Here is a 25,248-nt window from a genome sequence, read left to right on the forward strand (position 1 = left end):
ACCGGACCCGCGACCCGCTTCCTCTGCCGCCGTCCCGCCGTGGGATCGGGGTCTCCGGCCGTGCCGGGGCCGCCGCGCCCCTGCGCCTGCCTGCCGCCAAGGGCCCGCCGCGATGACCTACTCGCTCCAGATCCTGCACGCCTCCGACTGGGAGGCCGGCCTCCTGGCGACCCGGCGGGCCGCCAACTTCGCCGCCATCGTCGACAAGCTCGAGGATGCGGTCCCGAACTCGATCACACTCTCGACCGGCGACGGCTGGATCCCGAGCCCGTTCTTCATCGCCGGCGCCGACCCGCAGCTCGCCGCGACCTACAACGGCGTCTACAACCAGCTCTACGGGCTGAGCGGCACGGGCGCCTATTCGCGCCTCGCCGCCTCGGTCGGCCGGGCCGACGTCACGATCCAGAACATCATCGGCGTCCAGGCCGCGGTGTTCGGCAACCACGAGTTCGATTCCGGCCCGACCGAGGTCGCCAACATCATCGGGGCCAATCTCGGCTCGGCGGCCGGCGTGGCCGACGACACCTGGGTCGGGGCGCAGTTCCCCTACCTGTCGGTGAACCTGAACTTCTCCAACGAGCCGGCCCTGTCCGGCCTCGTCAACCCGAACGTGTCGCCCGCGACCTTCGCGCAGACCGGGCCGGCCTCGACCCAGACCGGCACCGGCGCCGACAAGATCGCCAGGTCGACGGTCATCACCGAGAACGGCGAGCAGATCGCCTTCATCGGCGCCACGACCCAGCTCGAGCCGCTGCTCACCTCGCTCGGCCGCGTCACCCTCGACGGCTTCACCGGCCGCGACGAGATCGCGCTGCTGGCCGAGCAGATCAACGCCGAGGTCGACCGGGTGCTGGCCGCCAATCCCGGCCTCAACAAGGTCATCGTCGGCACCCACCTGCAGCAGCTCGCCAACGAGCAGGCGCTCGCCCCGCTCCTGCGCAACGTCGACGTGCTGATCGGCGGCGGCTCGCACACCCTGCTGTCGGATTCCGACGACCGGCTCCTGCCCGGCGACACCAGCGGCGGCGCCTACCCGCATGTCTTCACCAACGCCAGCGGCCAGCCGCTGCTGCTGGTCAACACCGCCTCCGAATACGCCTATGTCGGCCGCCTGAACCTCACCTTCGACGATGCCGGCGTCGTCATCCCGGGCTCGGTCGACCCGGCCACCAGCGGGGCGGTGGCGGTCGACGACACCACCGTCGCGGCCCTCTACGGCTCGACCGCCGCGGCCTTCACCCCGGGCAGCAAGGGATACCTCGTGCGCGAGGTGATCGAGGGCCTGGACGCCGACAACGACGGCGTGCAGGAGACCGCCGGCATCGCCGACGTGATCCGCCAGCAGGACGGCAACATCCTCGGCCGCACCGGTGTCTACCTCGAGGGCCGCCGCGGCGAGGTCCGCACCGAGGAGACCAACCTCGGCGACCTCTCGGCCGACGCCAACCTCTGGTACGCCCGGCAGTACGACGACAGCGTGCTGGTCTCGATCAAGAACGGCGGCGGGATCCGCGACTCGATCGGCTCGTTCTCGACCGCCGGCGGCGGCACCACCGAATTGCCGCCCGCGGCCAACCCCGAGGCCGGCAAGCAGGCCGGCGACATCTCGCAGCTCGACGTCACCAACTCCCTGCGCTTCAACAACGCGCTCGCGGTCGTCACCCTGACGGCCTCCGAGCTGGAGCGGGTGCTGGAGCACGGCGTGGCGGCGGTCGCGCCCGGCGCGACCCCGGGCCAGTTCGCCCAGGTCGGCGGCCTCTCGTTCTCCTACGACGCCACCCGCCAGTCCCAGACCCTCGACGTCAACGGCGTCGTCACCCGCGAGGGCCAGCGCATCGTCTCGGCGGCGATCATCGATGCCGGCGGCGACGTGATCGACACCCTCGTCCGCGACGGGCAGATCGTCGGCGATCCGAACCGCAGGATCCGCGCCGTCACCCTCGACTTCCTGGCGACCCCGACCAGCACCGCCCCCGGCCTCGGCGGCGACAACTACCCGCTGCCGGCCTACGGCGAGGACAAGGTCGCGCTGCGCACCGCGACCCCGTCGTCACTGCCCGACACCGAGACCTTCGCGGCCCAGGGCACCGAGCAGGACGCCCTGGCCGAGTACCTCAAGGCGTTCCACGCCGTCACGCCCTACGGCACCGCCGACACCGCCCCGGCCGGCGACCTGCGCATCCAGAACCTCGCCACGCGGGCCGACACCGTGCTGGCGGTCCGGCCCGGCGAGCGGATCGACGGCGGCGACGCCGTCGACACCCTCGCGGGCACCGCCGGCAACGACTACCTCTCGGGCCTCGGCGGCGACGACATCCTCGACGGGGCGGCCGGCGCCGACCTGCTGTTCGGCGATGCCGGCAACGACCGGGTCAACGGCGGCACCGGCAACGACAGCCTGCGCGGCTTCTTCGGCAACGACACGCTGTTCGGCGAGCTCGGCAACGATTTCATCGACGGCGAGCAGGACGACGACTTCATCGGTGCCGGCGCGGGCGACGACTACGCCTCGGGCAACGTCGGCAACGACGCGGTCTACGGCGAGATCGGCAACGACACGCTGTTCGGCGATGCCGGCGACGATTATGTCGACGGCGGCACCGGCAACGACCAGATGCGCGGCTATTTCGGCCGCGACACCCTCGTGGGCGGGAGCGGCGACGACGCGCTCTACGGCGAGCAGGACGACGACAGCCTCGATGCCGGCGCCGGCAACGACGGGCTGTCCGGCGGCTCGGGCAACGACACGCTGCTGGGCGGCGCGGGCGACGACCTGCTGTTCGGCAACGCGGGCAACGACGACCTCACCGGCGGCGCCGGCCGGGACATCTTCGCCTTCGGCCGCGGCGACGGCCTCGACCTGATCCGCGACTTCGTCGCCTCCGGCGCCGAGGCCGACGTGATCGCCTTCAACGGCGGCGTGTTCGCGGATGTCGCGGCCCTGCAGGCGGCCTCGCGGCAGGAGGGCGCCGACACGGTCATCACCCTCGACGCCGACACCCGCGTCACGATCCAGGGCGTCTCCCTGGCCTCGCTCGGCGCGGCGAGCTTCACCTTCGGGTGAGCGAAGGGGTTCCCAACCGACTGACCAGCCAAGAAAATCTTGAGCGCGGGATCCCCTCTCCCGAGTGGGAGAGGGGGTAGGGGTGAGGGTGGCTCGGGTTCAGGATTAGACTCGCCCGTCGAGCTGCCCAGCTCAACCATCCTGGGTCATTGCGGAGGCCAAGCCACCCTCACCCCCGGCCCCTCTCCCAATCGGGAGAGGGGAGGCGCGCCCCTTCTGCTCCCCAGCCAGCCTTGCCACTCAGGAAACGGAGACCGGCTTCTTTCAGAAAGCCCCGGCCTTCGGCTGAGAACGCCCCCACGACGACCGCCGCCCCTCCGGGCGGCGTTCGCCTTTCGGCCGAAGCCGGTCCGATGCCCGCCTGCGTCGTCTCGCCGACCTTGCCAGGGCGGTGCCAAGGGTTCCACACTCGCCCTTCGTCCCCGGCCCCGGGCCGGCGGCGAGGCAGCCAGAGGAACCCCGCATGACACAAGGCAGCGCGCCGGCCCCTGCGACGTCCCTCGACGACGGCATCGTCGCCGCGGCCGAGGCGACCCTGGCGACGGTCGGGCGTGCCCGCGAGGCGATCCACGGCGTCATCTTCGGCCAGGAGGCGGTGGTCGACCTCGCCCTCGTGACCGTGCTGGCCGGCGGCCACGGCCTGCTCGTCGGCCTGCCGGGGCTCGCCAAGACCAAGCTCGTCGAGACCCTCGGCACGGTGCTCGGGCTCGACGCCCGCCGGGTCCAGTTCACCCCGGACCTGATGCCCTCCGACATCCTCGGCACCGAGATCCTCGACGAGGACCAGGACCGGCACCGCTCGTTCCGCTTCGTGCGCGGCCCGGTCTTCACCCAGCTCCTGATGGCCGACGAGATCAACCGGGCGAGCCCGCGCACCCAGTCGGCGCTGCTCCAGGCGATGCAGGAGCGGGTCGTCTCCGTGGCCGGCGAGCGCCACGAACTGCCGCGGCCGTTCCACGTCCTCGCGACCCAGAACCCGATCGAGCAGGAGGGCACCTATCCGCTGCCCGAGGCCCAGCTCGACCGCTTCCTGCTCGAGATCGACGTCGGCTATCCCGACCGTGCCGCCGAGCGGCGCATCCTGATCGAGACCACCGGCGCCGACGAGCACGCCCCGAGCGCGGTGATGTCGACCGAGGCGCTGCTGAGCGCCCAGCGCCTCGTGCGCCGGCTGCCGGTCGGCGACGCGGTGGTCGACGCGATCCTCGACCTCGTGCGCGCCGCCCGGCCCGAGGGCGGCGACGCCGCCATCGCCTCGAAGCTGCTCTGGGGTCCCGGCCCCCGGGCCAGCCAGGCCCTGATGCTGGCGGTGCGCGCCCGCGCCCTGATCGAGGGCCGCGTCGCGCCCTCCGTCGAGGACGTGGCCGCCCTGGCCGAACCGGTGCTGAAGCACCGCATGGCCCTGACCTTCGCGGCCCGGGCCGACGGCGAGACCATCCCCGGCCTGATCGGCCGGCTGGCCTCGCGGCTCTAGCCCCGGATGGCGACCACGCGCGTTCTCGAGCCGGCGGCCCGCACGCCCGGGCGGCGCGAGACCGAAGGGGCGCTGACGCTCGCCGAGCGGATGCCGCGCCTGATCCTCGAGGCCCGCCGCGTCGCCGCGACCCTCGCGCACGGCCTGCACGGCCGCCGCCGCGCCGGCCCCGGCGAGAGCTTCTGGCAGTTCCGGCCCTTCGTCGCCGGCGAGGCGGCCGGCCGGATCGACTGGCGCCGCTCGGCCCGCGACGACCGGCTCTACGTCCGCGAGCGCGAGTGGGAGGCGGCCCACAACGTCTGGATCTGGATCGACCGCTCGGCCTCGATGGGCTTCGTCTCCCATCTCGCCGGGGCCTCGAAGGTCGAGCGCGCCCTGGTGCTGGGTCTCGCGCTCGCCGACGCCTTCGTGGGCGCCGGCGAGCGGGTCGGCCTGCTCGGCCTGTCGCGTCCGCGCGCCGCCCGCACCATCGTCGAGCGGATGGCCGAGGACCTCACCGGCGACCGCGCCGGCCTCGCCGAGGACCTGCCGCCGAAGGCGCCCGTCGCGCGCTTCGACGAGGTGCTGCTGATCGGCGACTTCCTCAGCCCCCTCGACACCCTGCGCGAGGCGGTGGCCGGCATCGCGGCCTCGGGCTGCCGCGGCCACCTCGCGATGATCGTCGACCCGGTCGAGGAGACGTTTCCCTTCGCGGGCCAGGCCGAGCTGCGCGACCTCGAGGCCGGGCTGGTGCTGCGGGTCGGCGATGCCGGCGCCTGGGGCGACGCCTATCGCCGGCGCATCCTCGCCCACCGCGACGGCCTCGCCGAGATCGTCCGCGCCCATGGCTGGACCCTGACCCTCCACCGCACCGACCGCCCGGCGAGCGAGGCGGCGATGCGCCTCGTGACGCTCGTCGCCGCCGCCCGCGGCGCGGCCTGAGGAGGGCGCGATGCTCGGATTGCCCCTCAGCTTCGCCGCTCCCCTGGCCCTCGTCGCCCTCGTCGCCCTGCCGGCCCTGTGGTGGCTGCTGCGGGTGACGCCGCCGCAGCCGAAGCGCATCGACTTCCCGCCGCTTCGCATCCTCGCCGACCTGCTGCCGGAGCGCGAGACGCCGGCCCGCACGCCGCCCTGGCTGCTGATCCTGCGCCTGCTCGCCGCCGCCTGCCTGATCCTCGCGGTGTCCGGCCCGATCTGGAACCCGGCCGCCTCGGGCGTCGGCGACGGGCGCACGCCGCTCCTCCTGATCCTCGACAACGGCGCCACCGCCGCCCACGACTGGCGCGCCCGCGCCCGGGTCGCCGCCGACGAGGTCGAGGCCGCCGCCCGCAGCGGCCGGCCGGTCGCGGTGCTCGCCACCGCCGCCCTGCCCGCCGGCCTCGAAGCCGGCGGACCCGGCGCCGCCCTCGACCGGCTGCGCGCCGTGCAGCCCCAGCCGCATCTCGCCGACCGCGACGCCCACCTGCCGGCGATCGCCGCCTTCCTGGAGCGCAACCCCGGCAGCGCCGTCGCGTGGATCGGCGACGGCATCGCGGGCGCGGGCGAGGAGAGGTTCCCCGCCGGCCTCGCCGAGGCGGTGTCGCGCACCGGCGCGGCGCTGACGGTCCTGCGCGCCGAGCGCCCTCCGGCCCTGGCGCTGGCCGGACCCGAGGGCGCCGGCGGACGCCTCGGGGTCCGGGTCCTGCGCGCGGTGCCGAACGGCCGCGACACCGGGCTGGTCCGCGCCCTCGACGCCAAGGGTCTGCCGCTGGCCGAGGCCGCCTACGCCTTCGCGCCCGACGCCACCGAGGCGGAGGTCGGCTTCGACCTGCCGGTGGAGATCCGCAACGGCATCGCCCGGATCGAGGTCGCGGCCGAGCATTCCGCCGCCGGGGTGGTGCTCGCCGACGAGCGCGGTCGGCGGCGCCGGGTCGGCCTCGTCTTCGGCGGCACCAGCGATCAGGCCCAGCCCTTGCTTTCGCCGGTCTACTATCTGTCGCGGGCGCTGTCGCCCTTCGCCGACGTGCAGGAGCCGCGCGGCGGCCGCGGCGTCGCCGAGGCGATCAACCAGATGCTCGACGCCCAGGTCTCGGTCCTGATGCTCGCCGATGTCGGCGCCCTCGACCCGGCGGCGCAGGAGCGCGTCGCGGCCTTCGTCCAGAAGGGCGGGATGCTGGTGCGCTTCGCCGGCCCGCGACTCGCCGCCGGCAGCGACGACCTCGTGCCGGTGCGCCTGCGCCGCGGCGGCCGGGTGCTCGGCGGCACGCTGTCCTGGGATTCCCCGCGCACCCTGGCGCCCTTCGCCGCCGAGAGCCCGTTCTCCGGGCTGAAGCCGCCGGCCGATATCGGCGTGCGCCGCCAGATCCTCGCCGAGCCGGACGGCGAACTCGCCCGCCGCACCTGGGCCGCGCTCCAGGACGGCACGCCGATCGTCACCGCGGCCAAGCGCGGGGAGGGCCTCGTGGTGCTGTTCCACGTCACCGCCGACACCAACTGGTCGAACCTGCCGCTCTCCGGCCTGTTCGTGGACATGCTGCGCCGCACGCTCGCCCTCGCCGGCACCGGCCCGGCCGGCGCCGCCCCCGGCGGCGGGCCGCCGCCGGTCCTGGCGCCGCGCCTCGCCCTCGACGGCACCGGCGCCTTCGTGGCGCCGCCCGCCACCGCCCGCGCCGTGCCGGCGACCTACACCGAGCGGGCCACCGCCGAGCATCCGCCGGGCTTCTACGGCCCGGTCGATGGCGGGCTCGCGGTCAACGCCCTGCGCCCCGACGACCGCCTGCGCCCGCTCGACGTCTCGGCCCTAGCCGGCGCGCGCTTCGCCGGCCTCGAACAGGCCGGGATGCGCGACCTGCGCGGCGGGTTCTTCCTCGCGGCGCTGGCGCTCCTCGCCCTCGACACCCTGGCGAGCCTGTGGCTCGGCGGCTTCCTCGGCCTCGCCCTGGCGCGGCTGCGCCGGCCGGCCGCCGCCCTGATCCTCGCCGGCCTCGCCCTCGCGGCGGCGGGGCCGGAGGCGGCCCGCGCCCAGGCCCCGGCGGCGAACCGGCCGAACGGCATCGAGTCGGCGCTCGCCACCCGGCTCGCCTACGTCGTCACCGGCGACGCCGCCGTCGACGACACCAGCCGGGCCGGCCTGACCGGCCTGACCCAGATGCTGGCGAGCCGCACCGCCCTCGAACCCGGCGAGCCCGCCGGGATCGACCCGGCCAAGGACGAGCTCGCCTTCTACCCGCTGATCTACTGGCCGGTCGTCGCCGGCCGCCCGCAGCCGGGCGAGGCGGCGATCCGGCGCATCGACGCCTTCATGCGCAACGGCGGTACGGTGATCTTCGACACCCGCGACGCGATGACCGCCCGGCCCGGCGGCCCGCCGACGCCCGAGGCGCTGGCGCTCCAGCGCATGCTCGCGACCCTGGAGGTGCCGGAACTCGAGCCGGTGCCCCGCGACCACGTGCTCACCAAGGCGTTCTACCTCGTCGACACCTTCCCGGGCCGCTACGCCAACGGCCAGACCTGGGTCGAGGCCCTGCCGCCGGCCGGCGACGGCGCCGAGCGCCGCCCGGCCCGGGCCGGCGACGGCGTCTCGCCGATCATCATCACGGGCAACGACCTCGCCTCGGCCTGGGCCGTCGGCCGCCGCGGCGAGGCGCTGTTTCCCCTCGTCGGCGGCGATCCGCGCCAGCGCGAGATGGCGTTCCGCGGCGGGGTCAACATGATGATGTACGCCCTGACCGGGAACTACAAAGCCGATCAGGTCCACGTCCCGGCCCTGCTGGAGCGGCTGGGGCAGTGACGATGTCGCGTCCCTGAGGAGAGTCCATGGTCAGCCTCAGCCTGACGCCCCTGGTGCCGATGCCCGTGCTGTGGGGTCTCGCCGGCCTCGTCGTGGTGCTGGCGGTCCTCGCCGTCGTGGCGCGCGGGCCGGTGGCGATCCTGCGGGCCGTGGTCCTGGCCCTGGTGCTGGCGGCGCTCGCCAACCCGTCGCTGGTGCGCGAGGAGCGCGAGCCGGTGCGCGACATCGCGGCGGTCGTGGTCGACCGCTCGGGCTCGCAGGCGCTCGGCGACCGCACCGAGGTCACCGAGCGGGTCAAGGCCGAGCTGCAGCGCCGCTTCGGCGGTCTCGCCGAGATCGAGCCGCGCTTCATCGAGGTGCCGGAGGCCGGCGGCGACGAGGGGACGCGGCTGTTCTCGGCCCTGTCGACCGCGCTCGCCGACGTGCCGCCCGACCGCCTCGCCGGCGTGGTGATGCTCACCGACGGCGTCGTCCACGACATCCCGGCCAATGCCGCGGCGCTCGGCTTCAAGGCGCCGCTGCACGTCCTCGTCACCGGCCGGCCGGACGAGCGCGACCGCCAGATCCGGCTGATCGAGGCGCCGCGCTTCGGCATCGTCGGGCGCGAGCAGACCATCCGGGCCGAGGTGATGGAGCGCGGCGGCACCGGCTCGGCCCTCGTCACCGTGCGCCGCGACGGCGAGGAGGTGGCGCGCCAGACCGTGCGCACCGGCCAGCCGTTCGGGCTGAGCCTGCGGATCGAGCATGGCGGCCCCAACGTGGTCGAGATCGAGGCCGAGGCCCTGCCGGGCGAGCTCACCACCGCCAACAACCGGGCGGTGCTGCCGATCGAGGGCATCCGCGAGAAGCTGCGGGTGCTGCTGGTCTCCGGCGAGCCCCATGCCGGCGAGCGGACGTGGCGCAACCTGCTCAAGTCCGACGCCAACGTCGACCTCGTCCACTTCACCATCCTGCGCCCGCCGGAGAAGCAGGACGGCACCCCGATCTCGGAACTGTCGCTGATCGCCTTCCCGACCCGCGAGCTGTTCCAGCAGAAGATCAAGGATTTCGACCTCATCATCTTCGACCGCTACGCCAACCAGAGCGTGCTGCCGTCGAGCTATTTCGACAACATCGTCCGCTACGTGCGCGAGGGCGGGGCGCTCTTGATCGCCGCCGGGCCGGAATTCGCCTCCGCGGCGAGCCTCGCCCGCACCCGCCTCAACGCCATCCTGCCCGGCGAGCCGAACGGCCGGGTGGTCGAGCGGCCCTACAAGGCGGCGCTGACCGGCAGCGGCCAGCGCCATCCGGTCACCCGCGAATTGCCGGGCTCGGAGGCGTCGCCGCCGGCCTGGGGCGACTGGCTGCGGGTCGTCGGCGCCGAGGTGCGCCCGGGCGTCACCCCGATCCTGGCCGGCGCCGACGCGCTGCCGCTGCTGGCGCTGTCGCGCGAGGACAAGGGCCGCGTCGCCCTGCTGCTGTCCGACCACGCCTGGCTGTGGGCCCGCGGCTACCAGGACGGCGGCCCGCATCTCGACCTGCTGCGCCGGCTCGGCCATTGGCTGATGAAGGAGCCGGCGCTGGAAGAGGAAGCCCTGCGCGCCGCCACCACCGGCCACGGCCGCGAGGTCCGGGTCGAGCGCCAGACCATGGCCGACACCACCGAGCCGGTGACCGTGACCGCGCCGAGCGGCGCCGTCCGCACCCTGACCCTCGATCCCGAGAAGCCCGGCCTGTTCGCGACCCGGTTCGAGGCGGCGGAACTCGGCCTGCACACCCTGCGCTCGGGCGGCCTCGTCGCCTTCGTCAGCGTCGGCCCGGCCAATCCGCGCGAACTGGTCGACGTGTTCAGCGACACCGAGCGCCTGCGCCCGGTCGCCGAGGCCACCGGCGGCTCGGTCCGCCGCCTCGCCGAGGCCGGCGGCGGGCTGACCGTGCCGCGGCTCCAGATCGCCCGCTCCGGGCGACTGGCCGGCGCCGAGTGGATCGGCTTCCGCCCGAGCGACTCGGCGGTGGTGCGCGGCGTCTCGGTCTATCCGCTGGCGCTCGGCCTCGTGGCGCTGGCGCTGCTCGCGGCGGCGGTCCTGGCGATGTGGCTGGTGGAGGGGCGGCGAGGGCGGGCGTAGCGAACCGTCGCGTGCCGGCGGCCGGCCGCCCGGATCCTTGTTTTGCCGCAGATTTTTGTCGCAGGACCGGCAGCCGCTCTTGCGATGGCTGCCTAGGACCGCGCCAGCACCTTGCCGGGGTTCAGCAGCCCGTCGGGATCGAGCGCCGCCTTGATCCGGCGGGCGAGGGCGATCTCTTCCGGCCGCTTGTGCCGGGCGAGTTCGGCCACCCGGTACTGGCCGATGCCGTGCTCGGCCGAGATGCTGCCGCCGAAGCGGTCGACGACGCCGTGGACGAGGCGGTTGATCGCGTCGGCGTCGTGGGCCGGCTCGACCAGCACGTTGTAGTGGATGTTGCCGTCGCCCATGTGGCCGAAGGCGTTGACCCGGGTGCCCGGGGCGCCCGCCGCCAGCACCGCGCCGGCCTCGTCCAGGAAGGCGGGGATCGCGGTGATCGGCACCGAGACGTCGTGCTTGACGCTGCGGCCCTCGCGGGCCTCCGATTCGGTGACGCTCTCGCGCAGGGCCCACAGCGCGGCCGCCTGCTGGCCCGATTCGGCGAGCACGCCGTCGGTGGCGTCCTCGCGCTCCAGGGCGGTGGCGAGCACGCCCTCGGCCGCCTCGCGCAGGCCCGGCAGCGACGAGGCCGCCTCGATCAGGACGTGCCAGCCCTTGGCGCCGACCGGGCTGGCGAGCCCGTGATGGCGGGCGACGAGGGCGAGCGAGGTGTCGGAGATCAGCTCGAAGCCCTGGATGCTGTCGCCGAGTTCCTCCTGGGCCAGGGTGAGCAGCCGCAGGGCCGCCGCGGGGTCCGGCACGGCGAGCAGCGCGGTGGCGACGTGGCGCGGCCGGGCGACGAGGCGCAGCACCGCCGCGGTGACGATGCCGAGCGTGCCCTCGCTGCCGATGAAGAGCTGCTTCCAGTCGTAGCCGGCATTGTCCTTGCGCAGCGCCCGCAGGCCGTCGACCACGGTCCCGTCGGCGAGCACGATCTCGAGCCCGAGCACCAGGCCGCGGGTCATGCCGTAGCGCACCACGTTGAGGCCGCCGGCATTGGCCGCGATCGCGCCGCCGACCATCGCCGAGCCCTCGGCGGCGAAGCTCACCGGCAGCAGCCGGCCCGCCCGCCCGGCGGCCTCCTGGGCGAGCCGGAGGACGCAGCCCGCCTCGACCGTCATCGTCAGCCCGACCGGGTCGATGGCGCGGATCGCGGTCATGCGGCCGAGCGACAGTACCACCTGCCGGCCGGAGGCGTCCGGCACCGCGCCGCCGGCGAGCCCGGTATTGCCGCCCTGGGGCACCACCGCAACCCCGGCCTCGCGGCACAGCCGCACCACCGCGGCGACCTGATCGGTGCTCGCCGGGCGGGCGACGCAGGCCGGCCGGCCGGGGAAGATCCGCCGCCAGTCGATGGCGAACGGTTCGAGGTCGGCCGCGTCGGTGAGCAGCCCGGCGGGACCGAGCGCGTCGCGCAGGCGCGCGATCAGGTCGGCCATGGCTGCGTCGGTCGGGGAATTCGGGCTCATCGGGCCACACTCCGTCGTGGCCCGATGGCGGGCCGTCCTCGGGGCGGGGTCGCCCGAGGCGGCGTCCGGGTCAAGAGCCCCGCCGCCGCAGGAGGGCCGAGCCGGAACCGCGCCGGTCGAGGCCACGTTGTCGGCGCACCCTGCCGCCCTCGCAGCCGAGCGTGCCCGTGCCCCACGTCCCGTCCCGCCTCGCCGCCCTGAGCCTCGCCGCCGCGCTGGCGGCGGTCGCGCCGGCCGCCCTCGCCCAGACCCCGCCGGGCGAGATCAAGGGGCAGGACGTGATGGGCGACAAGTCGCGCAGCGCCACCGACGGCTGGGTCCAGGCGCCGATCCCGCGGGAGGATTCGGCGGCAAAGGACGCCCCGAACCCGGGCGGCCAGTCGGTGAGCCAGAATAGGGACCGGCCGGTGCCGAACGCGCCGACCTCCTACCCGGCCGGCCAGGAGCCGCAGCAGCCCCTCCCCCACCGGACGCCGGGCCCGTCCGGGCAGAACCCGGACGCCCCGGCGAAGAAGTAGAGGCGTGCCGCGCGCCCCGTCAGCGGGCGCCCTCGGGGAAGCCGCCGGCGACGACCGGCGCCGGCGCCTCGGCCGGGGCGCTCAGCGCCTTGCCGCGGGGGCCGACCCAGGTTCCGACCCACTTGCGCGACCACAGCATGAGGCAGAGCAGCACGATGGTCGCGAAGGCGGCGTAGAGCACGAAGCCGAGGGCGTAGGAGCCGGTATACTGCTTCGACAGGCCCATGGCGTTCGGCAGGATCGCCCCGCCGAGCGCCCCGACCTCGCCGATCATCGAGCCGGCGACGGCGGTGTTGGCCGGCCAGCGCAGGGGCACGAGCTGGAACAGCGCGCCGTTGCCGGCGCCGAGCGCCGCGAAGCAGACCATGAACAGCAGCGTGGTGAGCAGCAGCGACGGCGCCGAGGTGAGCAGCAGGAACGAGCCCACCGCCGCCATCAGCACCACGGTCAGCACCAGCACGCCGCCGATCCGGTCGGCGAAGTAGCCGCCGACGATCCGGATCGCCGAGCCCATCAGCGCCGCCAGCATGGTGAGGCGGCCGGCCTCGACCTTGGTGACCGCGAACTGCTCGTAGAAGAAGGTCGGCAGGAAGTTCGACAGGCCGATGAAGCCGCCGAAGGTGATGATGTAGATGAGGTTGAACGCCCAGCCGTCCTTCTCGAACAGGCAGGAGACGTGCTGGCGCAGGGTCTGGTGCTCGCGGTCCGGCGGCTCCTTGGCGAAGACGATCATCACCGCGAGCGGGATCAGCATGGTGATCCCGGCGAAGCCGTAGACCGCCTGCCAGCCGTAGGCCTGGGCGAGCGGCGGGGCGAACAGCACCGCGAGCACGGTGCCGGAGTTGCCGGCCCCGGCGATGCCCATGGCGAGGCCCTTGTATTGCGGCGGGAACCAGCCCGAGCCGAGCGACAGGGCGACGCCGAACGACGCGCCGGCGATGCCGAGCAGCACGCCCATCGCCAGGACCTCGTCGTAGCTGTCGACGAGGAAGAAGCCGAAGGCCATCGCCACGATGATGAGGGCCATCTCGGTGATGGCGGCGTTCTTGCGGCCGATATACTGGGCCAGCACGCCGAGGGGGAACCGCATGATCGCGCCGGCGAGGATCGGCAGCGAGATCATGAACCCGGTCTGGGCCGGGCTGAGCTTGAACGTCTCGGTGATGAACGGGCCCATCGCCCCGTTGAGCACCCAGATCGCGAAGCAGAAGTCGAAATACAGGAAGGCGGCGAACAGGGTCGGGGGATGCCCCGATTTCATCACGGTCTTGAAGTCGGCCATAGGGATCGAGCCTCGCGCAGCAGCCCCCGCGGGGGGATATTCGTCGCGGTGTCAGGTGAAAGAGGTCAGGGCGGCACTGATGGCTCGCCTGCCCGCTTCCGACTGTCGGACATCCCTGTCCAAGGCTCGGGCGTCTTTGCCCGGTGGCCCAGAGGCCAGCCTGCCCGGGGGAGAGCAGGTTTCGTGCCAGCGCCTCGCTCGTCCCGGCCGGCGGCAGCGCGCGGGCGCTGCCGGTCCTTGCGGCAATCGTCTGCCGCAACGATAGGCAATGCTCAGCCGGTGAGCTGACCGACGCGCGTCAGGGCGGCGGCGAAGCCGGCGAGCGGCACCGAGAAGGTCTCGGCCTCGCCGTTGGGCTTGGTGCCGGTGATCCGAAGCGCCACCGCGGTCTTCATCGCGTCGGTCGCGACGGTGGGGAAGCTGATCGGCGCGAGGCAGCCGGCGGCGACGCAGGTGGTGTAGGGCGCGCCCTTGCCGAGGGTGGCGTCGTCGAGCTTGAAGGTGATGCCGGGTTCGAGGCTGAGGCCGAGGGGCATCAGCACGAGGCCCTGGGCGCGGCCGTCCTGGGGCTGCTGCAGCTCGATGCTGAAGCGGCGGTTGCCGGTCCGGGAATCACCCTGCGCCTGCGAGAGCTGGCACTGCCGCCTGTCGTTCTCGCGGCTGCAACTGATCGTCCAGTCGCCGTAGACCTCGCTCACCGCGCTCGCCCCCGGGGGCCAGCCGGCAGGCGAGGCGGCCGGGGTCGCGGCCGCGACCGGAGCGGCGGCGGGCTTCGGTGCCGGCTTGCGTGCGGGCCGGGCCGGAGCGGCGGGCTTGGCGGCCGGCGCCACCGGCGCGGCGGCCTCGGGGGCGTCCTGGGCCAGGACCGGCAGGCTGACGAGGAGCGCGGTCAGGAAGGCGGCCGTGCGGGCGAGGCGGCGGACGGGCATGCGGGTTCCTCGAAGGCCGCTTGGCGGCGGGACTGGGCCGAGGCTCTAGTCTCCGTGGCCCGGGTTGGGAAGCGTCCCCGGGGCGATTCCCGTCCTGCGTTCTGCAAGTGTGGCAGTGCTTTAGGATGATTCCGAACAAGCCCGCCGCGCCCCCGCGCCGGCCGATCGTAACCGCGACGCAACGGATGGCGCCATCGGCGTGCAATGCCGGCCCGTCAGGGTCCTCGGCACCGCGTCACGAAGCGCCAGGACGGCTCCGCATCCGCCCGGCAGGCCAGGATCACCGCCATGCGCCCGCTCGCCCTCGCCCTCGCCGCCAGCCTCGTCGCGACCGCGGCGGCCTACGCCCTCGCCCGCCCCGGCCCGCAGCCGGATTGGCAGCCGGCCGGCACGCTCACCTGCACGACGAACCCGAACCTGCGCCTCGTCCTCGGCCATACCGGCGGCGCGACCTGCACCTTCGTGGCGGCGCACGGCGACCTGCGCCAGACCTACGGCGCCCTGTTCTCGCAGGGGCGGAGCGGCGGCGAACCGACGGCCGCGACCGTCTCGTGGCGGGTCCTGACGACGGACGGCACCGCCGGCGCCGGTCGGCTCGACGGCCTGTTCGACGGCGGCGCCCGGGAACCCGGCACCGGCGGGCTGCCGGTCTTCGAGGCCCGCTCCGGTACGGTGCGGCTGGAGCCGGCCGCACCGGCCGGGCCGGTGCCCGATTTCGCCGCGCACGATTCCGTCCTGGCGCTGGCGCCGGCCCCTTCGTCCGCGGCTCCCTGACGCACCCGGGCACGAAAAGAAGGGCCGTCCCGGCGGGGGGCGGCCCGAAATCGGGGGAGGCGCCGAGGACGGGCGGGAACACCCCCGCCCCCGCGCATGACCGACCTACGCGTCGCGCAGGAGCTCGGCGATCTCGCGCTTCAGATCCTCGCGCAACTCGTCGCGCTGCAGGCCGTAGGCGAGGTTGGCGGTGAGGAAGCCGAGCTTCGAGCCGGTGTCGTAGGTCTTGCCGCGGTAGCGCAGGCCGAAGAAATCCTGCGTCTTGGCGAGCTTGATCATCGCGTCGGTGAGCTGGATCTCGCCGCCGGCGCCCTTCTCGCCGTTCTCCAGGATCGAGAAGATCTCCGGCTGCAGGATGTAGCGGCCCGAGATGATGTAGTTCGACGGGGCTGTGCCCTTCGGCGGCTTCTCGACCATCCCGGTGATCTCGAAGGTGTCGCCGAAGTCCTGGCCGACGCTGACGATGCCGTACTGGTGGGTCTGGTCGGGCGCGACCTCCTCGACCGCGATGACGTTGCCGCCGTGCCGGTCGTAGGCGGCGAGCATCTGGCCCATGCAGCCGCGGCTGAGCATGTCGGGCAGCAGCACCGCGAACGGCTCGTCGCCGACGATCTCGCGGGCGCACCACACCGCGTGGCCGAGGCCGAGCGGCGCCTGCTGACGGGTGAAGCTGGTCTGGCCGGCGGCCGGCAGGTCCTTCTTCAGCTCCTCGTACATCGCCTGCTTGCCGCGCTCCTGGAGCGTGCGGTCGAGCTCGAACGCGATGTCGAAATGATCCTCTATCACCGCCTTGCCGCGGCCGGTGACGAAGATGAAGTGCTCGATGCCGGCTTCCTTCGCCTCGTCGACGACGTGCTGCACCACCGGCCGGTCGACAACCGTCAGCATCTCCTTCGGAACGGCCTTGGTGGCCGGCAGGAAGCGGGTGCCGAGGCCCGCGACGGGAAGAACGGCTTTGCGGATTCGTTTCATCGTACGGGTCCCGGTGAGACGAGGATGCGATCGACGGCCCGGCCCCCTCGGCGGAGGCGGCGGGCCACGGGCGTTACCCCTACAGCGTAGCTTTTCCGCGAGACAGCTTTATTGACGCTGGCGCAGCACGGTTTACCGATCAACCCCGAGAGCGCGTGGAGGGGCAGATGGCGGTTCTGGTGACGGGGGGTGCCGGGTACATCGGCAGCCACATGGTTCTGGCCCTGCTCGATGCCGGGCACGACGAGGTGGTGGTCATCGACGACCTCTCCACCGGCTTCGACTGGGCGCTGCCGCCGGAGGTGACGCTGGTGCGCGGCGACGTCGCCGATGCCGCGCTGGTCGAGGAGACGATCCGCCGCCACAAGGTCGATGCCCTCGCCCATTTCGCCGCCAAGATCGTGGTGCCCGACTCGGTCGCCGATCCCCTCGGCTACTACCTCGCCAACACGGTGAAGTCGCGGGCCTTGATCGAGGCGGCGATCCGGGCCGGCGTGCGCCACGTCATCTTCTCCTCGACCGCGGCGGTCTACGGCGAGCCGGCGGTCGTGCCGGTGCCGGAGGACCTGACGCCGTCGCCGATCAACCCCTACGGCCGCTCGAAGCTGATGACCGAGTGGATGCTGGAGGACGCCGCCAAGGCCCACGGCATCACCACCGTCGTGCTGCGCTACTTCAACGTCGCCGGCGCCGATCCGCGCGGCCGCTCGGGCCAGTCGACACCCAACGCCACCCACCTCATCAAGGTCGCGACCCAGGCCGCCCTCGGCAAGCGCAGCCACCTCGACGTGTTCGGGACCGACTATCCGACCCCGGACGGGTCGTGCCTGCGCGACTACATCCAGGTCTCGGACCTCGCCGAGGCGCACATGGTCGCCCTCAACCACCTGCGCGGCGGCGGAGCCAGCCTGACGCTCAATTGCGGCTACGGCCGCGGCTACTCGGTGCTGGAGGTCATCGACGTGGTGAAGGCGGTGTCGGGGGTCGACTTCGAGGTCCGGCTGTCGCCGCGCCGGCCGGGCGATCCGTCGCGGATCGTCGCCGGGGCCGACCGGATCCGCACCGAACTCGGCTGGACGCCGCGCCACGACGACCTGCGCGGCATCGTCACCCAGGCGCTCGCCTGGGAAGAGGCGCTGGTGCGGCGCAACCAGCGCTGAGCATGCGCGCCGCCCTCCTCGGCCTCGCGCTGCTGGCCGCGCTCCCCGTCGCCGCGGCGCCGCAGGATCCGCCCTCCGCCGCGGCGAACGCGGAGGTCTCGGCCTTCCTCGCCGGGCTGTGGCCGGCGGCGCAGGCCCGCGGCGTGTCCCGCGCCACCTTCGACGCGGCCCTGCGCGAGGTGCCGGGGCCGGATCCGGCGGTGCTCGCCCGCACCCGGCGCCAGGGCGAGTTCGCCCGTCCGGTCTGGGACTACCTCGCCGGGGCGGTCTCGGGCGCCCGGGTCGCCCGGGGCCGGGCGGAGGCCGCCCGGCGCGCCGACACCCTGGCGGCGATCGAGGCCCGCTACGGCGTGCCCGCCCCGGTGCTGCTCGCGTTCTGGGGCGCGGAGTCGGATTTCGGCACCGGGACCGGCTCGGTCTCGACCCTGCGGGCGCTGGCGACGCTCGCGGCTTCGGGCCACCGCGGCACGCTGTTTCGCGACGAGTTCCTCGCCGCCCTGGAGATCCTGGAGCATCACGACGTCGATCCGGCGCGGATGCGCGGCTCCTGGGCCGGGGCGATGGGGCAGGTGCAGTTCCTGCCCTCGGCCTATCTCAGGGCCGCGGTCGATTTCGACGGCGACGGCCGGCGCGACATCTGGGCCTCGGTGCCCGATTCGCTCGCCTCGATCGCGAACTTCCTCCGCCTCGCCGGCTGGCAGCCGGGCCTGCCCTGGGGCGCCGAGGTGGTGCTGCCCGCGGGCTTCGACCTGTCGCGCTACCGCGCCCCCTTGCGCGACTTCGCCGCCCGCGGCGTGCGGCGGACCGACGGCAGGCCCCTCGCCGGCGAGGGCGAGGCGAGCCTGTTCCTGCCCGGCGGCCTCGGCGGTCCGGTCTTCGTCGTCACGGCGAACTTCGAGGCGATCCGGGCCTACAACACCTCCGACGCCTACGCGCTCGCGGTCGGCCACCTCGCCGAGCGCATCGCCGGCAGCGCCGGGCTGGCGGCGCCGTGGCCGGTGGCGGCGCCGCGTCTCGACGGCGCCGGGATCCGGGCGCTGCAGGAGGGGTTGCAGGGGCGCGGCCTCTACGACGGCCCCCTCGACGGCCGCGCCGGCCCGAGGCTGCGCGAGGCCCTGCGCCGGTTCCAGATCGCCGCCGGCCTGCCGGCGGACGGCTACGCCAGCCCGGCGATGCTGGAGCGCGTGCGCGGCGGCACCCCGTCCCGGTGACGCGCGGGTGCCTTCCCGGGGCCGGCGCGTTACAGTCCCGTCGATCGCCGTGACGGCGAGAGGGAGTTGACGGTGCGGCGGATGAGTGCGGATCGTTGGATGCGGCGTCTCGCCTGCGGCGTGGCCCTGCTGGCCTTCGGCTCCGAGGCCCGGGCCCAGTGGGGCGGCGGCTACGGCGACGGCTACCCGCCCCCGCGGCGCGCGCCCGGCGGCTACGACGAGCGCGCCTATCGCCGCCCGGCGCCGCCGCCCGAGGCGCAGCGCCAGTTCTACTGGCCGTGGGAGGACCGACCCTCGGAGCAGCCGCAATACGCCCCGCCGCCGGCCTCCGGCGGCTACCGCACGCCGCGGCCGCGGCCGCCGCGCGAGGCGCAGCGCCCGCATGACGGCCGCTCGGTGCAGCGCCCCAAGCCGAAGCCCGCCCCCGTCGCCGCCAGGCCGCCGGCGGTGAAGCCGAAGACCAACCCGGCGATCCAGATCGCGGTGTTCGGCGATTCCCTCGCCGAACTGCTCGCGCAGGGGCTCGACAACGCCTACGAGTCGAGCAGCGACGTCGTGGTGATCCGGCGGGCGAAGGGCGACAGCGGCCTCGTGCGCAAGGACGTGGTCGACTGGCCGAAGGCGGCCGAGGATTACCTGAAGCAGAACCCGAAGCTGACCTACGCCGTGGTGATGCTCGGCGCCAACGACCGCCAACCCCTGCGCGACGGCGACCAGTCGGTCGAGGCGATGAGCGAGCGCTGGCGCGCCCTCTACCGCGACCGGGTCGATGCGCTGCTGAAGGTGTTTGCCGACGCCAAGGTGCCGGTGGTGTGGGTCGGCGCCCCGCCGATGAAGAGCGAGACGCTCTCGGCCGACATGACCTCGCTCAACGAGATCTATCGCGACCGGGTGCAGCGGGCGGGGGGCGTCTACGTCGACGTCTGGCCGGCCTTCGTCGACGACGCCAACCGCTACGCCGCATCCGGTCCCGACCTCGAGGGCCAGACCGCGCGGCTGCGGACCTCCGACGGCGTCCACTTCACCGGGGCCGGCGCCCGCAAGGTGGCCCACTTCGCCGATGTCGAGATCCGGCGGCTGATGGAGGCCCGCGGCGGCGTGCCCGCCTCGATGCCCGACGCCGTCGCGGCCGCCCCCTCCCCCGGCGGCGAGGCGCCGCGCCTCGACGACGACGCGGCGATCGACCGGCTCATCACCGCGATGCTGCCGAGCCTGCCCGAGCCGCCCGGCATCCCGGCCCTGCCGGTCAAGCCCGCCGCCGGTCCGGTGCTGCCGCTCACCCGGACCGAGGTGGCGCCGGGCGCCAAGCTCGTCAGCGGCCGGCCGCGGGTCGAGGGCGACGCCGGCTACACCGTCGAGCGCAGCCTCACCCGCGGCGCCGCGCCCCCGCCGCAGCCGGGCCGCGCCGACGACTTCCGCTGGCCGCGGCTGTGACGGCGCCCGCCGTCACAGCTTCGCGGTGATCGTGGCCAGCACCGAGAACGGCGCCCCCGGCAGGTTGTTGACCGGATTGAACGGCTGCTCGATGTAGCGCGCGTCGGTCAGGTTGCGCAGGTTCAGCGAGAACCGGGCGTGCTCGTTGAGGTCGTAGAAGACCGCCGCGTCGACCCGGGTATAGGCGCCGACCTTGTAGGTGTTGCTGATGTCGCCGAAGCGCGAGCCGACATAGGTCACGCCGACACCGAGGCCGAGGCCGCGCCAGAACCCGTCCTCGACCTGGTAGGTCGTCCAGACGCTGCCGCTGAACAGCGGCGCGCCGCCGAGCCGGTTGCCGACCGGGAAGGTGGTGTCGCGCGCCACCCGCGCATCGGTGTAGCCGACGCCGCCGATGATCTTCCAGCCGGGCAGGATCGTGCCGGCGAGGTCGGCCTCGACGCCCTTCGAGCGCTGCTGCCCGGTGATGATCGAGAAGCCCGTATTGACCGGATCGGTGACCGAGACGTTGTTGCGGGTGATGTCGAACACCGAGGCGGTCAGGCTCAGGTCCGGCGAAAAATCGAAGCGGGTCCCGACCTCGACCTGCTCGCCGGTCTCCGGCGGCGGGTTGCTGACGCCGAGGACGTTGTCGGTCTGCGGCTTGAACGAGGTCGTGTAGCTCGCGTAGAGCGCCAGCGGATCGGCCACCCGGTAGATCAGCCCGACCCGCGGCGACAGGCCGGACAGTTCCTGATCCGGCGGGACGGTGCGCGAGGTCGCGGTCCGGCTGAAGTAGAACTGCGTCCCGGTGTCGTAGCGGATGCCGAGGAGAAGCTGGAGACCGTAGCCGAGATCGATCTGGTCCTGGGCGTAGAGGCCGGTCAGTTCGTTCTTCTGCTTGATGTCGTTCAGGAAGGCCAGCGTGCCCGGCGGCGCGAGGCCGGGAACGGGGTTGGCGAAGCTCACCGAGGCGAGCGGTCCCTGCGTCGTGTAGGCACGCCGGTAGCCGTTGAAATACTCCACGCCGACGAGCGCGGTGTGGCGCAGGCCGAGCCAATCGAACTTGGCCACCAGTTCGGTCTGGCTGTCGACCGCGGCGTAGGTCGAGTTCACGCCGCTGGTGCGGCGATTGACCAGAAGGCCGTTGGCCGAGAGGCCGACGGCGCGGGCCGCGAACACGTCGAAGCTGCCGCCCTGGGCGTTCAGCACCTGCCGCAGCATCAGGTGCTCGTTGACGTCGTGCTCGATCTTCAGCGTGCCGAAATTGGCGTTGGCATTGTAGTTCGAGAACGGCGTGCCGTAGAAGCGCGCGATGTCGTCGAGCGGAACCCGCCCGTTGCGGGCGATCAGGCCCTCGTCGTAGGCGGTGTCCTGCCGGGTGAACTCGCCGATGAACGAGACCCGCGTGTCCGGGCTCGGGTTCCAGGTGATCGCGGGCGCGACGAAGAAGCGGGAATTCTCCCGCCCGGCGAGGTCGCGGAAGGTCGAGTCGCCCTGCGACGCGAAGCTCAGTCGCGCCGCCAGCCCGTCGACGCCCGGCACCGGGCCCGAGACCGACCCCTGCACCCGCCGGAAGCCGAAGCTGCCGCCCTGGATGCTGGCATCCGCCGTCGGCACGAGGCTCGGCTGGCGGGTGACGATGTTGATGACGCCGCCCGGATCGCCGCGGCCGTAGAGCACCGAGGCCGGTCCTTTCAGCACCTCGATCCGCTCGACATCGGCCAGATCACGCTGGACCGGATAGAAGTTGCTGGCTTGGTTCATGAAGACGCCGTCGATGGCGTAGGTCTGGGTCCGGAAGCCGCGGATGATGAACGTGTCGCTGCGGCCCTGGAGCGTGCCGCCCGGCTGCACGTTGCTGACGTTGAACAGCGCGTCGGCGAGCCGCGTCTCCTGACGGTCGACCAGGACCTCCCGCGGCACGACGTTGACGGTCTGGGCCAGGTCGCGCAACGCCGTGTCGGTCTTGGTCCCGGTGGCGCTGCGGGTGGCGCGGTAGCCGACCACCGGCCCGTAGGCGGTCTCGGCTTGGCGCGACAGGCCGGCGACGCTGATCGTGTCGAGCGCGATCGTGTCGGCGGCGTCCTGCGCGTGGGTCTGCCGGCACCCGAGGCCGGCGGCGACGCCTCCGAGAAGCGCGAGGGCGAGCACCGATCGATGCCTGTTTGCAGAGACTGACCGCACGGGTGACCTCGACGGCGGGGAGAGTATTGCCGTGGGTAGTTGGGGACCTCTTGCCGATCAACGATTACCCTGCGGTAGAATTTGGAACGATTCAAAGAGCGGTATCATTTGCAGATGGTGTTGCGACGGTGCATCTTCGCTACGTCGGGCTACGAAAAAACCAACGGTTCCGCCGAATCTCTCCCGAGTCTCACGGGCATCGATTATCGTCAGGCGATGTCGTCGGCGGCCGCCGTCTTGAAACGACCACCGAGCCCGCGATCGACGACCGCACGATGCTCCGCGAGCGTGGTAGCCTCACCGCGCCAGCGTGGAGCCCCTGCGCGCCACGGAGTCACGCCGATGGTCAATGCCCTGTTCGAGGACATCAAGACCAGCCTGGAAGAGGCCATCACGATCGCACGGGGCGAGAGGGGCGAGGCACGCCTGCATGTCCGCCCTCGATCGACGTGCGTGGCCTGCGCAAGCGGCTGGGTCTCATACGAAATCCGACTGATCGCTCGGCGATCCCTCCGGGATCGCTTCGCGATGCGGATTTCGGCTTCGCTCAGACGCCGCGTGGGCTGGTGATACGATTTTCGGAACTGATCGTCCGAAAATCGTATCACGCAGGCCCGGTTCGCCGATCGCTACGGCTTCTCGATCGGTGCCGTGCGCGACTGGGAGCAGGGCCGGGTCACGCCGGAGGGGACGACCCGTACATTCCTGCTCGTGATCGACCGCGAGCCGGAGGCCGTCGACCGGGCGCTCCGGGCGGCCTGAAATTCCGCGGGACGACGCGGCTCGGCCACGTCGCCCCGCAGCTTCCCTACCGCGGCAGGGTCGTTGCGCCCATCAGCGCCTCGTCGATCGAGCGGGCGGCCTGACGGCCCTCGCGGATCGCCCACACCACCAGCGACTGGCCCCGGCGCATGTCGCCGGCGACCCAGACCTTGTCGTTCGAGGTGCGGTAGCCGGCATCGTCGGCCTGGACGTTGCCGCGCTTGTCGAGGGCAACGCCCGACTCCTCCAGCAGGCCCTTGGCGAGCGGACCGGCGAAGCCGATCGCCATGAAGACGAGATCGGCCGGCAGCAGGAACTCGGAACCCGCGATCGGCTTGCGCTTCTCGTCGACCCGGGCGCAGACCACGCCCTTGACCTTGCCCTTCTTGCCCTCGATGCGCAGCGTCGCGGCCTGGAACTCGCGCTCGGCGCCTTCCGCCTGGCTCGACGAGGTCCGCATCTTGGTCGCCCAGTACGGCCACACCGTCAGCTTGTCCTCGCGCTCCGGCGGGCGTGGGCGGATGTCGAGCTGGGTCACCGACAGGGCGCCCTGGCGGAAGGCGGTGCCGACGCAGTCCGAGGCGGTGTCGCCGCCGCCGATCACCACGACGTTCTTGCCGGCGGCGAGGATCGGCTCCTTGGCCCCGGCGAGCACGTCGGCCTCGGCGCCGACGCGGCGGTTCGACTGGACGAGGTAGGGCATCGCGTAGTGCACGCCCTCGAACTCCTGGCCCGGCAGTTGCGGGTCGCGCGGCGCCTCGGCGCCGCCGGCGAACAGCACCGCGTCGAACTCGTTGTGCAGGCTGGCGAAGGAGCGGGTGACGCCGACATTGACGCCGTAGTGGAACTGCACGCCCTCGGCCTCCATCTGCCGCACCCGGCGGTCGATGTGGCGCTTCTCCATCTTGAAGTCGGGAATGCCGTAGCGCAGCAGGCCGCCGGCCTTCGGCTCGCGCTCGAAGACGTGGACGTCGTGGCCGACCCGGGCGAGCTGCTGGGCGGCGGCGAGGCCGGCCGGGCCGGAGCCGATGATCGCGACCTGCTTGCCGGTCTTCGCTTCCGGCGGCTCGGGCACGACCCAGCCCATCGCCCAGGCCTTGTCGGCGATCGCCTGCTCGATGGTCTTGATCGCGACCGGCTGGTTCTCGAGGTTGAGCGTGCACGCCTCCTCGCAGGGAGCCGGGCAGATGCGGCCGGTGAATTCTGGAAAGTTGTTGGTCGAGTGGAGGTTGCGCGACGCCTCCTCCCAGTCGGCGTTGAAGACGAGGTCGTTCCAGTCCGGGATCTGGTTGTGGACCGGGCAGCCGGTCGGCCCGTGGCAGAACGGGATGCCGCAATCCATGCAGCGCGCCGCCTGCTTCTTCAGGTCGTGCTCGTCCAGCGGCAGGGTGAACTCGAGGAAGTGCCGCACGCGGTCGCCGGCGAGCTGGTACTTCTGCTCCTGGCGGTCGAATTCGAGGAAACCTGTGACCTTGCCCATCGGGAATGCTCGGTGAGTTGACGGTGATCGGGTCGGCGGCGGGTCTCAGGACCCTGCGACGGCGGGATCGCGCTGCAGGCCGAGGGCCTGCATGCAACGGGTGAGCCAGCCCTGGATCGCGGGCCGGGTCGTGAGGTCGAAGCCGCCCTCGTGGGCGAACTGGGTATAGGCGAACAACGCCACGTCGGCGAGGGACACGGCGTCGCCGACGAGGAACGTCCGCTGCGTCAGGTGACGCTGCATCAGGTCGAGGGCCGCCTCGCCGCCCGCGACCTTCTGCGGGTCGCGGGTCCCGGCCGGCTCGCCGCGGTAGCGCATGTGGAACCGGCACACCGCGATCGTCGGCTCGTGGCTGTACTGCTCCCAGAACAGCCACTCGTCGATCTTCGCCTGGGCCCACGGATCGTCCGGCAGCAGGGCCGAGCCGCGGGCGAGATGGCGGATGATCGCGTTCGACTGCGCGAGGCAGCGCCCGTCCGCGAACTCGACGCCCGGCACCTGCCCGGCGGGGAAGCGCGCGAGATACGCGTCCGTACGGCTCTCGCCCGTCATGATGTCGATCGGGACCCAGGTGTAGGCGAGGCCGAGGTGATCGGCGACGTAACGCACCTTCAGGCAATTGCCCGACATCGTGTCGCCGTAGATCTTCACCGCGGTCTCTCCT

At 73.1% G+C, this 25,248-nt stretch carries 19 protein-coding genes; 12 read left to right on the forward strand and 7 right to left on the reverse strand.

The window, feature by feature from the left end; translation table 11 throughout:
• Positions 1 to 112: 112 nt before the first annotated feature.
• The 5 genes from EOE48_RS09945 (at position 113) to EOE48_RS09965 (ending at position 10,391) form a co-directional block, all read left to right on the forward strand.
• Positions 113 to 3,064: a 5'-nucleotidase C-terminal domain-containing protein gene (locus EOE48_RS09945; RefSeq protein ID WP_127728644.1), complete on the forward strand. Its 2,952-nt coding sequence runs from the start codon at positions 113 to 115 to the stop codon at positions 3,062 to 3,064.
• Between the two features lie 463 nt (positions 3,065 to 3,527).
• Positions 3,528 to 4,538: an AAA family ATPase gene (locus EOE48_RS09950; RefSeq protein ID WP_127728645.1), complete on the forward strand. Its 1,011-nt coding sequence runs from the start codon at positions 3,528 to 3,530 to the stop codon at positions 4,536 to 4,538.
• Between the two features lie 6 nt (positions 4,539 to 4,544).
• Positions 4,545 to 5,459 carry a DUF58 domain-containing protein gene (locus EOE48_RS09955; protein ID WP_127728646.1) on the forward strand — a complete coding sequence of 305 codons (915 nt, stop codon included), beginning with the start codon at positions 4,545 to 4,547 and terminating at the stop codon, positions 5,457 to 5,459.
• Between the two features lie 10 nt (positions 5,460 to 5,469).
• A complete protein-coding gene (locus tag EOE48_RS09960; RefSeq protein WP_127728647.1) occupies positions 5,470 to 8,286 on the forward strand; it encodes a DUF4159 domain-containing protein in 2,817 nt (938 codons plus the stop codon).
• 26 nt (positions 8,287 to 8,312) lie between these two features.
• Entirely contained in the window at positions 8,313 to 10,391 is a 2,079-nt protein-coding gene (locus tag EOE48_RS09965; protein ID WP_127728648.1) for a hypothetical protein, read from the forward strand.
• Positions 10,392 to 10,483: 92 nt separating this feature from the next.
• Here EOE48_RS09965 and EOE48_RS09970 read toward each other — a convergent pair whose 3' ends face one another.
• On the reverse strand, positions 10,484 to 11,896 hold the full coding sequence (locus EOE48_RS09970; protein ID WP_210249557.1) for an FAD-binding oxidoreductase: 1,413 nt from the start codon (positions 11,894 to 11,896) through the stop codon (positions 10,484 to 10,486).
• 167 nt (positions 11,897 to 12,063) lie between these two features.
• Between EOE48_RS09970 and EOE48_RS09975 the strand changes: the two genes are divergently transcribed.
• A complete protein-coding gene (locus EOE48_RS09975) occupies positions 12,064 to 12,414 on the forward strand; it encodes a hypothetical protein (RefSeq protein ID WP_127728649.1) in 351 nt (116 codons plus the stop codon).
• A gap of 19 nt (positions 12,415 to 12,433) precedes the next feature.
• Here EOE48_RS09975 and EOE48_RS09980 read toward each other — a convergent pair whose 3' ends face one another.
• Positions 12,434 to 13,696 carry a nitrate/nitrite transporter gene (locus EOE48_RS09980; protein WP_127728650.1) on the reverse strand — a complete coding sequence of 421 codons (1,263 nt, stop codon included), beginning with the start codon at positions 13,694 to 13,696 and terminating at the stop codon, positions 12,434 to 12,436.
• A 272-nt stretch (positions 13,697 to 13,968) separates the two neighbouring features.
• Positions 13,969 to 14,625 carry an invasion associated locus B family protein gene (locus EOE48_RS09985; protein WP_127728651.1) on the reverse strand — a complete coding sequence of 219 codons (657 nt, stop codon included), beginning with the start codon at positions 14,623 to 14,625 and terminating at the stop codon, positions 13,969 to 13,971.
• A gap of 288 nt (positions 14,626 to 14,913) precedes the next feature.
• Between EOE48_RS09985 and EOE48_RS09990 the strand changes: the two genes are divergently transcribed.
• Entirely contained in the window at positions 14,914 to 15,399 is a 486-nt protein-coding gene (locus tag EOE48_RS09990; protein WP_187371370.1) for a DUF992 domain-containing protein, read from the forward strand.
• Positions 15,400 to 15,504: 105 nt separating this feature from the next.
• Here the strand turns inward: EOE48_RS09990 and EOE48_RS09995 are convergent, their stop codons facing one another.
• On the reverse strand, positions 15,505 to 16,371 hold the full coding sequence (locus EOE48_RS09995; protein WP_127728653.1) for a UTP--glucose-1-phosphate uridylyltransferase: 867 nt from the start codon (positions 16,369 to 16,371) through the stop codon (positions 15,505 to 15,507).
• A 167-nt stretch (positions 16,372 to 16,538) separates the two neighbouring features.
• Here EOE48_RS09995 and galE point away from each other — a divergent pair, with 167 nt between their 5' ends.
• From galE to EOE48_RS10010, 3 genes are all read left to right on the forward strand, one after another.
• On the forward strand, positions 16,539 to 17,531 hold the full coding sequence (gene galE / locus EOE48_RS10000) for a UDP-glucose 4-epimerase GalE (RefSeq protein WP_127728654.1): 993 nt from the start codon (positions 16,539 to 16,541) through the stop codon (positions 17,529 to 17,531).
• Positions 17,532 to 17,533: 2 nt separating this feature from the next.
• A complete protein-coding gene (locus EOE48_RS10005; protein WP_127728655.1) occupies positions 17,534 to 18,742 on the forward strand; it encodes a lytic murein transglycosylase in 1,209 nt (402 codons plus the stop codon).
• Positions 18,743 to 18,841: 99 nt separating this feature from the next.
• Positions 18,842 to 20,176, forward strand: coding sequence for an SGNH/GDSL hydrolase family protein (locus EOE48_RS10010; RefSeq protein WP_127728656.1), 1,335 nt, complete (start codon positions 18,842 to 18,844; stop codon positions 20,174 to 20,176).
• Positions 20,177 to 20,188: 12 nt separating this feature from the next.
• Here EOE48_RS10010 and EOE48_RS10015 read toward each other — a convergent pair whose 3' ends face one another.
• Complete coding sequence (locus tag EOE48_RS10015; protein ID WP_425463644.1) at positions 20,189 to 22,309, reverse strand: TonB-dependent siderophore receptor; 2,121 nt, start codon at positions 22,307 to 22,309, stop codon at positions 20,189 to 20,191.
• Between the two features lie 375 nt (positions 22,310 to 22,684).
• On the opposite strand from EOE48_RS10015, the gene EOE48_RS10020 reads away from it, so the two are divergent.
• Together EOE48_RS10020 and EOE48_RS30555 are read left to right on the forward strand one after the other, a co-directional pair.
• Positions 22,685 to 22,912 carry a hypothetical protein gene (locus tag EOE48_RS10020; protein ID WP_127728658.1) on the forward strand — a complete coding sequence of 76 codons (228 nt, stop codon included), beginning with the start codon at positions 22,685 to 22,687 and terminating at the stop codon, positions 22,910 to 22,912.
• 81 nt (positions 22,913 to 22,993) lie between these two features.
• Positions 22,994 to 23,104, forward strand: coding sequence for a helix-turn-helix domain-containing protein (locus EOE48_RS30555; protein ID WP_484213850.1), 111 nt, complete (start codon positions 22,994 to 22,996; stop codon positions 23,102 to 23,104).
• 46 nt (positions 23,105 to 23,150) lie between these two features.
• On the opposite strand, the gene EOE48_RS10025 is transcribed toward EOE48_RS30555, so the two are convergent.
• Both EOE48_RS10025 and EOE48_RS10030 read right to left on the reverse strand, forming a co-directional pair.
• Positions 23,151 to 24,584, reverse strand: a complete 1,434-nt coding sequence (locus EOE48_RS10025; protein ID WP_127728659.1) for a glutamate synthase subunit beta — start codon at positions 24,582 to 24,584, stop codon at positions 23,151 to 23,153.
• Between the two features lie 45 nt (positions 24,585 to 24,629).
• Positions 24,630 to 25,235, reverse strand: coding sequence for a glutathione S-transferase family protein (locus EOE48_RS10030; RefSeq protein ID WP_127728660.1), 606 nt, complete (start codon positions 25,233 to 25,235; stop codon positions 24,630 to 24,632).
• Between the last annotated feature and the right edge of the window lie 13 nt (positions 25,236 to 25,248).

The sequence above is a fragment of the Methylobacterium oryzihabitans genome (assembly GCF_004004555.2).
GTDB classification, from domain to species: Bacteria; Pseudomonadota; Alphaproteobacteria; order Rhizobiales; family Beijerinckiaceae; genus Methylobacterium; species Methylobacterium oryzihabitans.

Coding starts and splice junctions, on each gene's coding strand:
- EOE48_RS09980 (WP_127728650.1), bottom strand. CDS start 13,696: ATGGCCGACTTCAAGACCGTGATGAAATCGGGGCATCCCCCGACCCTG.
- EOE48_RS09965 (WP_127728648.1), top strand. CDS start 8,313: ATGGTCAGCCTCAGCCTGACGCCCCTGGTGCCGATGCCCGTGCTGTGG.
- EOE48_RS09995 (WP_127728653.1), bottom strand. CDS start 16,371: ATGAAACGAATCCGCAAAGCCGTTCTTCCCGTCGCGGGCCTCGGCACC.
- EOE48_RS09945 (WP_127728644.1), top strand. CDS start 113: ATGACCTACTCGCTCCAGATCCTGCACGCCTCCGACTGGGAGGCCGGC.
- EOE48_RS09960 (WP_127728647.1), top strand. CDS start 5,470: ATGCTCGGATTGCCCCTCAGCTTCGCCGCTCCCCTGGCCCTCGTCGCC.
- EOE48_RS09985 (WP_127728651.1), bottom strand. CDS start 14,625: ATGCCCGTCCGCCGCCTCGCCCGCACGGCCGCCTTCCTGACCGCGCTC.
- EOE48_RS09990 (WP_187371370.1), top strand. CDS start 14,914: ATGCGCCCGCTCGCCCTCGCCCTCGCCGCCAGCCTCGTCGCGACCGCG.
- EOE48_RS10025 (WP_127728659.1), bottom strand. CDS start 24,584: ATGGGCAAGGTCACAGGTTTCCTCGAATTCGACCGCCAGGAGCAGAAG.
- EOE48_RS10010 (WP_127728656.1), top strand. CDS start 18,842: ATGCGGCGTCTCGCCTGCGGCGTGGCCCTGCTGGCCTTCGGCTCCGAG.
- EOE48_RS09950 (WP_127728645.1), top strand. CDS start 3,528: ATGACACAAGGCAGCGCGCCGGCCCCTGCGACGTCCCTCGACGACGGC.
- EOE48_RS10005 (WP_127728655.1), top strand. CDS start 17,534: ATGCGCGCCGCCCTCCTCGGCCTCGCGCTGCTGGCCGCGCTCCCCGTC.
- galE (WP_127728654.1), top strand. CDS start 16,539: ATGGCGGTTCTGGTGACGGGGGGTGCCGGGTACATCGGCAGCCACATG.
- EOE48_RS09955 (WP_127728646.1), top strand. CDS start 4,545: ATGGCGACCACGCGCGTTCTCGAGCCGGCGGCCCGCACGCCCGGGCGG.
- EOE48_RS10020 (WP_127728658.1), top strand. CDS start 22,685: ATGGTCAATGCCCTGTTCGAGGACATCAAGACCAGCCTGGAAGAGGCC.
- EOE48_RS09970 (WP_210249557.1), bottom strand. CDS start 11,896: ATGAGCCCGAATTCCCCGACCGACGCAGCCATGGCCGACCTGATCGCG.